The organism is Aeromicrobium sp. (genome assembly GCF_049586495.1).
GTDB lineage: Bacteria > Actinomycetota > Actinomycetes > Propionibacteriales > Nocardioidaceae > Aeromicrobium.
The window spans coordinates 1-7819 of record NZ_JBAVCB010000071.1; the positions used below are offsets into that span (position 1 = coordinate 1).

Sequence of the window (7819 nt, forward strand, 5' to 3'; positions counted from 1 at the left end):
GGGCCCACCTGCGCGTAGCGGTCGTCAACGGTGGGCGTCCTGCCCTGAGCGGCGGTCCAGACCGACGCTGCTCCCAGGAGGCGGCCGAACCGGGTCACGTCACCGCGTGCCCGTAGCAACGACACCACGAATTGGGCAGCGACACCTGGTCCGATCGACGAAAGCGGTGCATCGTCGGCGGGCGGCAGCAGCTGACGCCGGTAGAGCTCCTCGAGCCCGATGTCGCTGGTGACCTGCGCACCCACGATCGATCCGGCCGACGTGCCGACGATGCGATCAGCGTCGGTCAGGTCGAGTCCAACCTCGGCCAGCCCCCACAGCAGACCGGTCTCCCAGGCGATCCCCGTAATTCCGCCGCCGCCCAGGACCAGTCCTCGTGGAGTCATGGCGTCACTGTGTCAGCCCATGAGCAGCGGGCGTGACCTGGCGCCCCATCGACGTCGACGTCGGTGACGTGGCGACCCCTCCGGGTACGGGACGGGTCGCCGCTCAGCGCCCGGCGGGGTCAGCGCGTGTTGCTGACGTTGGAGTCCAGCAGACGCCGGGTGAGGCCGACGCCGACGGCCATGGCGGCCACGGCAACCCAGGACGAGACGTTGAGCTGGGCGGCACCGGACACTCCGTGGCCCAGGTTGCACCCGCCGGCGATCCATCCACCCGCGCCGAGAAGGAAGCCACCCGCGGCCAGCTGTCCGTACCGCACGCGGGTCTCGCCGCGAGCCCGCCAGTCCCCGGTGTGCCGCGCTGCCAGGTGGGCGCCGGGAACCAGGCCGAGCAGGAAGGCGATCAACCACCACATCGGCTGGCCAGCTTCGATGCTCGCCGATGCGCCGACGGTGCTGAGGCCGAAGGTGGCGTCGCTGGCGCCCGCAAGCACCCATCCGAACACGGCCACCGCGCCCAGCGCGATCCCCGTGCGCTGCCAGGTCCAGGTCGTCGACGGCTGCGAGCCATCGAATGCGCCGCGGGTCGAGCTGGGCTCCTCCTCGCGGCGTGCCAAGGCTCGACAGATGACCAGCACCACGACCAGCAGCACGACCGCTCCCAGCAGGCGAGGCACGCCCAGCACCCCTGTGATCGTTGCCTCGGTGCCCCCGCCAAGCACCGTCGGTCCCGGGAGGTCGACGCGGGTGGCCACCAGCTCTCCGGCGATCCAGCCGGCGATGCCAACCATCGAGCCGAGCATGCCGGCGCCAAGCTTGTAGAACAGTCCCGAGGCGCAGGTGCGCCCGATGGCCATACCCGCGCCGATCAGCAGGCCACCGACGATGTTGCGCACGGGGCGGAAGGCCAGGCCCTCGTTCAGCTGGTCGAAGGCCGAGGACGCGTAGAGCAGCGACAAGCCGACCGCAGCGATCGCCACCCCGAGCAACCAGCCGCGGAGCAGGCGGGTGGAGCCGGTCCACGCCGTGGCGAACATCGAGTGGAAGCACAGACCCGCCCGCTGCAGGACGTAGCCGAGTGCAGTGCCCGCGAGAACTCCGGTGATCAGCATGAGCAACATCTGCTGATCCTGCCAGACGTCGGAGCCATCTACCTGCTCGTGTGCTCGCAAGACGCAGAGAAGATCGCGTGCCAAACTTGGAGCATGGATGTTCGCCCGTACGACGCGCTCTTGCTGGTCTCGTTCGGAGGACCGGAGCACCCCGACGACGTGATCCCGTTCCTGGAGAACGTCACGTCCGGGCGCGGCATCCCACGCGAGCGACTGGCCGAGGTGGGTGAGCACTATCACCTCTTCGGGGGCAAGTCGCCGATCAACGACCTGAACCGCGCGCTGCTCGACGCGATCCGCAAGGACCTCGCGGACCGGGGCATCGATCTGCCGGTCTACTGGGGCAACCGCAACTGGGATCCGTACCTGCGCGACGCAGCCCGCGAGATGGCCGCCGATGGAATTGAACGCGTGGCGTGCTTCCTCACCAGTGCCTATTCCTCGTACTCCGGATGCCGTCAGTACCGCGAGGACCTGCACGATGCCTCGACCGGTCTGACCATCGGCATGGATCGCCTGCGGCACTACTTCAACCACCCCGGTTTCGTCGGACCCTTCACCGACGCCACCCGGGCAGCGCTGGCAGGGGCGCCCGCGGGCACCCATGTCGTGTTCGTGACCCACTCGATCCCCACCAGCATGAACACTGACAGCGGCGGTCCCGACCAGCATGCCTACGAGCGCCAGCACGAGAGCGTCGCAGCGCTGGTGGCCGACGGTGCGGGAGCCCAGGCATGGTCGTTGGCCTACTGCTCGCGGTCCGGCTCCCCGCACGTGCCGTGGCTGGAGCCGGACATCAACGACCACATGGCACACCTGTCCGAGCAGGGCGTCGAGTCAGTCGTCGTCGTGCCGATCGGCTTCATCTCCGACCACATGGAGGTCATCTACGATCTCGACACCGAGGCGATGGCTACGGCCGAGCGTCTTGGCATGCAGTTCGACCGCGTCGACACCCCAGGATCGAGCGCCGCTTTCGTCTCGATGGTCGGCGACCTGCTGCTCGAGCGGGCCGCGGCCGAGCGCGGCGAGGCGCCAGATCACATCGCGTTGGGGGAGTTCGCCGCTTCCCACGATCGCTGCCCGATGGATTGCTGCCCCAACGTGCGCGCTCCGCTGCCCACCGTCGGCGGCGTGTGAGCCGGTTGCCCGTCCCCGGCGATCTGCTCAGTCTGGCCCGCGCCGTGGGCCTGGAGGCGGCGGCCTTCGTGCGACGCTCCCGCCCAACCGGACGAGTCGACGTCGCGGCGACGAAGTCGAGCCCGACCGACGTGGTCACGCAGATCGACCGGGCCACCGAGGATCTGATCCGTTCTCGCATCCTTGACGCTCGTCCCGATGACGGCTTCGTCGGCGAGGAGGGTGAAGATCTGATCGGCACGTCCGGCGTCGATTGGGTCGTGGACCCGATCGACGGCACCGTCAACTTTGTCTACGGCATCGGCGCGTACGCCGTCTCGATCGCCGTGCGGGTCAACGGCGAGGTCGTGGCTGGCTATGTCGTGTCGGTGCCCACCGGTGAGTCCTACGGCGCGGTGCGAGGGGAGGGCTCGTGGCGGTATGACGGCGACCAGCGCGTTGGGATCACGGCGCCGCGCCCTGAGAGTGTGGCCCACGCCCTGGTGGCCACCGGGTTCAGCTATCAGCCCGACATCCGGACCAGGCAGGCGGCCGCGATGGCCCTGTTCATTCCACAGGTGCGTGACATCCGCCGGATCGGCTCGGCCGCACTCGACCTGTGTGGTCTGGCGGAGGGGCGTTACGACGCCTACGTCGAGGAGGGTCTGCACCCGTGGGACCTTGCCGCCGGCGGCCTCGTGGCCTCGGAGGCCGGCCTGGTGCTGTCGGGCCTGGACGGTCCGCCGGACCGCCGCATGGTCATGGCCGCTCATCCGTCGATCGCTGAGGAATATTTCGCCCTGATTCGCGCTTGTGGCTTCTAGCGGCGTAGATCCCGTGGGCGTCCGTCTGGGCGCCGAAGTGCTCGCGGTGGCCATGTGGCACAATCGCGCCGACGAGGATGCAGACCTGGAGGGTTGATGGCAACCGATTACGATGCCCCACGCAAGACCGACGAGGACCAGTCCGAGGACAGCCTCGAGGAGTTGAAGGCGCGTCGTCACGAGAAGAACTCGGGCAAGGTCGACGAGGACGAGACCGAAGCGGCTGAGTCCTTCGAGCTGCCCGGAGCCGACCTCTCGCACGAGGAGCTCGCCGTCCAGGTCGTTCCCCGTCAGAACGACGAGTTCACCTGCTCGTCCTGCTTCCTGGTGCACCACCGCAGCCAGCTGGCCTCGGACAAGAAGGGCGTGCTCGTCTGTCGCGACTGCGACGGCTGAGCCCCGCACCCACCACCACTACTTCTTCTTCGACGGCTCCTGCTTGAGCGGCTTCATGCCGGGCGGCAGGTGCCCGGTCGATCTGATCCAGTAGGTCGAGGCGCCGCGCCGCACGCCGATCTTCACGACCTCCACGAGCGCGCCGCCCACCATCGCCCAGGCGATGGCCTCGCCGCTGCCGACATCGGGGTGCCGTCCGTTGACGGGTGGTTTGCGGCCGGTGACCCCGCGCCACGCGACCATGGCGACGCGCTGGGCGAGCAGACCGCTGACAATGGTGGACCCGCGGTCCAGCATCTTCCATGAGCTCTTGCTCCCGACCGATGCCTTCGGCGGCGGGGCGGTGTCGATCGTGGGCTTGTCAGACTTCTTGGCCACGGGCGGTCCCTTCGTGGGGGGTCGTGCGATGAGCGTTGATGGCAGCGGCGAGATCGTCGGGGTACCGGCTGGAGATCAGCCAGTAAGGAGTCGGGTCCGTGGGGTCGTCGACGTGCACCAGCACACCGCGATCGAGATACGGCCGGGTGACCAGATGGGCTCGCGCGTCGGCGTCGACGCCCAGGCGGGCCCGGTACTCAGCGCGATGCAAGGGCTCGGCGGCGCCAACGGAGCCAATGGAGAGGTGAGCCGGTCCTACGCGCAGACCCTGGTCAGTGGCGGCGACCCGTAGTCCGCCGTACGTCAGCACCATCGCGCCGCACAGTGCGCCGATCAGTCCCGTCGTCACGAGAGCGGCCGTCGTGGTGCCGACGACCAGCACGAGCCAGCCGCACGTGAGGGCGAACGCGGTCGCGGCCACCCACCACGAGGGTGGGGCCGTCAGTCGTTCGGTGTGATCAGTCGGCACGTACCCAGCCTGCCTCATCGAGGCGACCATTGCCTCGCCGGTAGGGTCGGATTCATGTCCGAGGTGACGATCAGGCGGCTCGATCCAGAGGTGCCGCTGCCGCAGTATGCGCATCCTGGCGACGCCGGAGCCGATCTGGTCAGCACCATCGACGCCGTGATCGAACCGGGTGCGCGCGTGCTGGTGCCCACTGGCATCGCGGTGGCCCTGCCGGACGGGCTCGCCGCATTCGTGCATCCCCGGTCGGGACTGGCGCTGCGGCACGGATTGTCCATCGTGAACACCCCGGGCACGATCGACGCCGGTTACCGCGGCGAGGTCAAGGTCCTGTTGATCAATCACGACCGCACGGAGCCGGTGACGATCACGCGCGGCGATCGCATCGCCCAGCTGGTCATCCAGCGCGTCGAGATCGTCGACTTCGTCGAGACCGACGCCCTGCCCGAATCCCCGCGCGGCATGGGTGGGTACGGATCCACCGGCCGCACCACCACCACGAGCTGAGGACCACATGGCCATCTTGCGCCGCACGAAGAACAAGATTACGACCGAGCCCGGCGATGACGCCCCCGAGACCGTCGTCGCGCCGCCCGCTCCACGGGCCGATGGCCCCTTCGACTCCTCGGAGAAGTCCACCGAAGGCGAATCGGCTTACGTGGACTTCGGCGCGCTGAAGGTGCGCGGCCGTGTCGGTTTCGAGATTCGCGTGCAGGCAGACGGCGACTCCGAGGACGTCGGTTCTGCGGTGCTCGTCACGGAGGACTCCGCCCTCGAGCTGAGGGCGTTCGCCTCCTCGCGGACCGGCGGACTCTGGGACGAGGTGCGCGCCGAGCTGATCGCCGAGGTCGAGCGGTTGGACGGCACCCACGAGACCATCGAGGGAGCCTTTGGCCCCGAGCTGCACCTGCGCATCCCGATCACGATGGAAGATGGCGATTCAGGATTCCAGCCGAGCCGCATCGTCGTCGTCGAGGGCCCTCGGTGGATGTTGCGCGGCACCTTCCTCGGCCAAGCCGCGTTGACGCCGGACGACGATGGGCTGCTGTTCCGCGCGTTCCGCGACGTGGTTGTCACCCGGGGCACCGAGGCGATGGCATCGCGCGATCCGCTGTTTCTCACCCTTCCGAACAACGCGCTCGTGGTTGATCCCGACGCAGACACAGGTGCGGAGTAGCCTGACCACATGGCTGGAATTATGAGTCGAGTGCTCGATCGTCGCTCGTCCGATCAACGTGATGCCGATGAGTTGCAGCAGGACTCGGTGAAGGCCGGATGTGGCCCGATCTCCAGCTGCAACAACCGTGCCGTCGTCACGATCCACGGGGAGCTGCGATCGGTCACCCTGCGCCCGGTGGACGGTGTTCCGGCGCTCGAGGCGGAGATCTACGACGGTTCGGCAGCAGTCATCTTGGTGTGGCTTGGCCGACGTCGCATCGAAGGCGTCGCGGCGGGACGTCGACTCACGGCGCACGGCCGGATCGGCCGCCGCAACGGCGAGCGAATCATCTACAACCCGCGCTACGAGCTCGACGCGTAAGTGAGCGCGTCAGACCGCTCCAGCGACGTCCACGCGACCGTCGAGCATGTCGTGCGCGCCCAGCTTGCCAAGGCGCTGGGCGGTCGTCGCGGCATCATCGAGGGCGCAGTGCCCACGATCGTCTTCACCTCGATCTTTGTCGTCACCAACCAGCTTCGACCAGCCCTGATCGCTGGTCTCAGTCTGGCTGTTCTCGCCGTCGTGGTGCGCCTGGTCCAGCGCTCCACCGTCCAGTTCGCGTTCAATGCGCTGTTCGGCATCGGCATTGCCGCCGCCTTCGCGCTTCGCGCTTCGTCGGCCGGTGGCACTCCTGAGGACGCCGCTCGGGCGTTCTTCACACCCGGCTTGATCTACAACGGCGTCTACGGCATCGTGCTGGTGCTCACCGTGCTGATCGGTTGGCCGCTGGTGGGCTTCCTCGTGGGCAGCGTCACCGGCGACGCCACAGCGTGGCACGACGACCCCGCCGTCGTGCGTCTGTGCTCGCGCCTCACCTTGGTGCTGGCCGCTCCGTGCATCCTGCGCGTTGCCGTGCAGCTGCCGTTGTGGCTCGACAGTCAGATCGGCCTGCTGGGCGCCACCAAGATCGCCATGGGCTGGCCGTTGCAGGTGGCGGCCTTCGCGGCCATTGGCTGGCTGCTCAGTCGCGACTCAATTCCATCGGAGCCCGAGGCCGAACAGGCCTGATCGCTCAGTTCTTGGGGCTGAGCAGCTGCGCGATGTCGCTCTCGGCCTGCTCGGGTGTGACGATCAACAGCTCGTCACCGGCCTCAAGCGAACGGTCCGGTTCGGGGGTCTGGATCGTGTTGTCGCGCAAAATTGCGACGAGCACGGCATCGGCGGGCCACGGCACGTCGCTGACTCGTCGACCCACGAACGGTGACCCCTCGGGCATCGTCAGCTCGACCAGGTTGGTGTTGCTCTGTCGGAACGTGAACAGGCGCACCAGATCGCCGACCGTGACGGCCTCCTCGACCAGGGCCGACATCAGGCGTGGCGTCGACACCGAGACATCGACCCCCCACGACTCGCCGAACAGCCACTCGTTGCTGGGGTGGTTGACGCGGCCGACGGTGCGCGGCACGGCGAACTCGGTCTTCGCCAGCAACGACGTGACCAAGTTGACCTTGTCGTCCCCGGTTGCCGAGATGACCACGTCGCACGACTCGAGCTGAGCCTCCTCCAGGGAGGACAGCTCGCAGGAGTCGGCCAACAGCCACTGCGCTTCGGGGACCAGATCGGAGCGGATGGCGCTGGGAGCCTTGTCGATCAGGAGCACGTGATGACCGTTGCCGACCAACTCCTGGGCGATGGAACGACCCACGGCGCCTGCTCCGGCGATGACGACGCGCATCAGTCGGCCTCCGGTCCGCCGTCGAGCACACGATGCGCCTTGTCGGCACCGTCCTCGCGCATGATGATGCTCAGGAAGTCACCCTCCTGGATGACCGTGTTCTGCTGGGGAATCAGACCGGACCCGAGTCTGGTCAGGTAGGCGACGCGGCCGCCGGTCTGTGCTTCGAAGGTGTCGATCCGTCTGCCCACCCACGACAACGGGGCGTAGGCGGTGTCAAGGCGGACCTCGCCGGACGGATCGCGCC

The 7819-nt window shown here is 68.1% G+C and carries 12 protein-coding genes and 1 pseudogene; 7 read left to right on the plus strand and 6 right to left on the minus strand.

The window, feature by feature from the left end; genetic code table 11:
- The coding region (locus tag WB508_RS04110) for a patatin-like phospholipase family protein (protein ID WP_423843614.1) at nucleotides 1–386 on the minus strand (386 nt) is incomplete at its 3' end.
- A 119-nt stretch (nucleotides 387–505) separates the two neighbouring features.
- Nucleotides 506–1504: a YeeE/YedE thiosulfate transporter family protein gene (locus WB508_RS04115; RefSeq protein ID WP_423843615.1), complete on the minus strand. Its 999-nt coding sequence runs from the start codon at nucleotides 1502–1504 to the stop codon at nucleotides 506–508.
- Nucleotides 1505–1588: 84 nt separating this feature from the next.
- Between WB508_RS04115 and WB508_RS04120 the strand changes: the two genes are divergently transcribed.
- The 3 genes from WB508_RS04120 to WB508_RS04130 all read left to right on the plus strand — a co-directional run bounded on the left by WB508_RS04120 (nucleotide 1589) and on the right by WB508_RS04130 (nucleotide 3834).
- The gene (locus tag WB508_RS04120) at nucleotides 1589–2635 is read left to right on the plus strand and encodes a ferrochelatase (protein WP_423843616.1); all 1047 of its coding nucleotides are present in this window, start codon (nucleotides 1589–1591) and stop codon (nucleotides 2633–2635) included.
- Entirely contained in the window at nucleotides 2632–3438 is an 807-nt protein-coding gene (locus WB508_RS04125; protein ID WP_423843617.1) for an inositol monophosphatase family protein, read from the plus strand. The genes WB508_RS04120 and WB508_RS04125 overlap by 4 nt, the downstream gene beginning before the upstream one ends.
- Nucleotides 3439–3534: 96 nt before the next feature.
- Complete coding sequence (locus tag WB508_RS04130) at nucleotides 3535–3834, plus strand: DUF4193 domain-containing protein (protein ID WP_423843618.1); 300 nt, start codon at nucleotides 3535–3537, stop codon at nucleotides 3832–3834.
- An 18-nt stretch (nucleotides 3835–3852) separates the two neighbouring features.
- Here WB508_RS04130 and WB508_RS04135 read toward each other — a convergent pair whose 3' ends face one another.
- Complete coding sequence (locus WB508_RS04135) at nucleotides 3853–4212, minus strand: DUF4235 domain-containing protein (RefSeq protein WP_423843619.1); 360 nt, start codon at nucleotides 4210–4212, stop codon at nucleotides 3853–3855.
- A complete protein-coding gene (locus WB508_RS04140; protein ID WP_423843620.1) occupies nucleotides 4196–4681 on the minus strand; it encodes a DUF3093 domain-containing protein in 486 nt (161 codons plus the stop codon). The genes WB508_RS04135 and WB508_RS04140 overlap by 17 nt, the downstream gene beginning before the upstream one ends.
- 54 nt (nucleotides 4682–4735) lie before the next feature.
- On the opposite strand from WB508_RS04140, the gene dut reads away from it, so the two are divergent.
- Genes dut through WB508_RS04160 form a run of 4 tightly spaced genes read left to right on the plus strand, consistent with a single transcriptional unit; the run spans nucleotide 4736 to nucleotide 6905 of the window.
- A complete protein-coding gene (gene dut / locus WB508_RS04145) occupies nucleotides 4736–5185 on the plus strand; it encodes a dUTP diphosphatase (protein ID WP_423843621.1) in 450 nt (149 codons plus the stop codon).
- Between the two features lie 7 nt (nucleotides 5186–5192).
- Complete coding sequence (locus WB508_RS04150) at nucleotides 5193–5855, plus strand: DUF3710 domain-containing protein (RefSeq protein ID WP_423843622.1); 663 nt, start codon at nucleotides 5193–5195, stop codon at nucleotides 5853–5855.
- A 9-nt stretch (nucleotides 5856–5864) separates the two neighbouring features.
- The gene (locus WB508_RS04155; protein ID WP_423843623.1) at nucleotides 5865–6218 is read left to right on the plus strand and encodes an OB-fold nucleic acid binding domain-containing protein; all 354 of its coding nucleotides are present in this window, start codon (nucleotides 5865–5867) and stop codon (nucleotides 6216–6218) included.
- Nucleotides 6219–6905, plus strand: coding sequence for a DUF3159 domain-containing protein (locus WB508_RS04160; protein WP_423843624.1), 687 nt, complete (start codon nucleotides 6219–6221; stop codon nucleotides 6903–6905).
- A gap of 4 nt (nucleotides 6906–6909) precedes the next feature.
- Here the strand turns inward: WB508_RS04160 and WB508_RS04165 are convergent, their stop codons facing one another.
- Together WB508_RS04165 and WB508_RS04170 are read right to left on the minus strand one after the other, a co-directional pair.
- Entirely contained in the window at nucleotides 6910–7572 is a 663-nt protein-coding gene (locus WB508_RS04165; protein ID WP_423843625.1) for a potassium channel family protein, read from the minus strand.
- Nucleotides 7572–7819, minus strand: a pseudogene (locus WB508_RS04170) (TrkA family potassium uptake protein); the annotation flags it as partial. The gene WB508_RS04165 and the pseudogene WB508_RS04170, both read right to left, overlap by 1 nt.

What these genes read in the sequence shown, in the direction of transcription:
- WB508_RS04115 (WP_423843615.1), bottom strand. Translation starts at nt 1,504, where the DNA reads ATGTTGCTCATGCTGATCACCGGAGTTCTCGCGGGCACTGCACTCGGC.
- WB508_RS04120 (WP_423843616.1), top strand. Translation starts at nt 1,589, where the DNA reads ATGGATGTTCGCCCGTACGACGCGCTCTTGCTGGTCTCGTTCGGAGGA.
- WB508_RS04130 (WP_423843618.1), top strand. Translation starts at nt 3,535, where the DNA reads ATGGCAACCGATTACGATGCCCCACGCAAGACCGACGAGGACCAGTCC.
- dut (WP_423843621.1), top strand. Translation starts at nt 4,736, where the DNA reads ATGTCCGAGGTGACGATCAGGCGGCTCGATCCAGAGGTGCCGCTGCCG.
- WB508_RS04150 (WP_423843622.1), top strand. Translation starts at nt 5,193, where the DNA reads ATGGCCATCTTGCGCCGCACGAAGAACAAGATTACGACCGAGCCCGGC.
- WB508_RS04155 (WP_423843623.1), top strand. Translation starts at nt 5,865, where the DNA reads ATGGCTGGAATTATGAGTCGAGTGCTCGATCGTCGCTCGTCCGATCAA.
- WB508_RS04165 (WP_423843625.1), bottom strand. Translation starts at nt 7,572, where the DNA reads ATGCGCGTCGTCATCGCCGGAGCAGGCGCCGTGGGTCGTTCCATCGCC.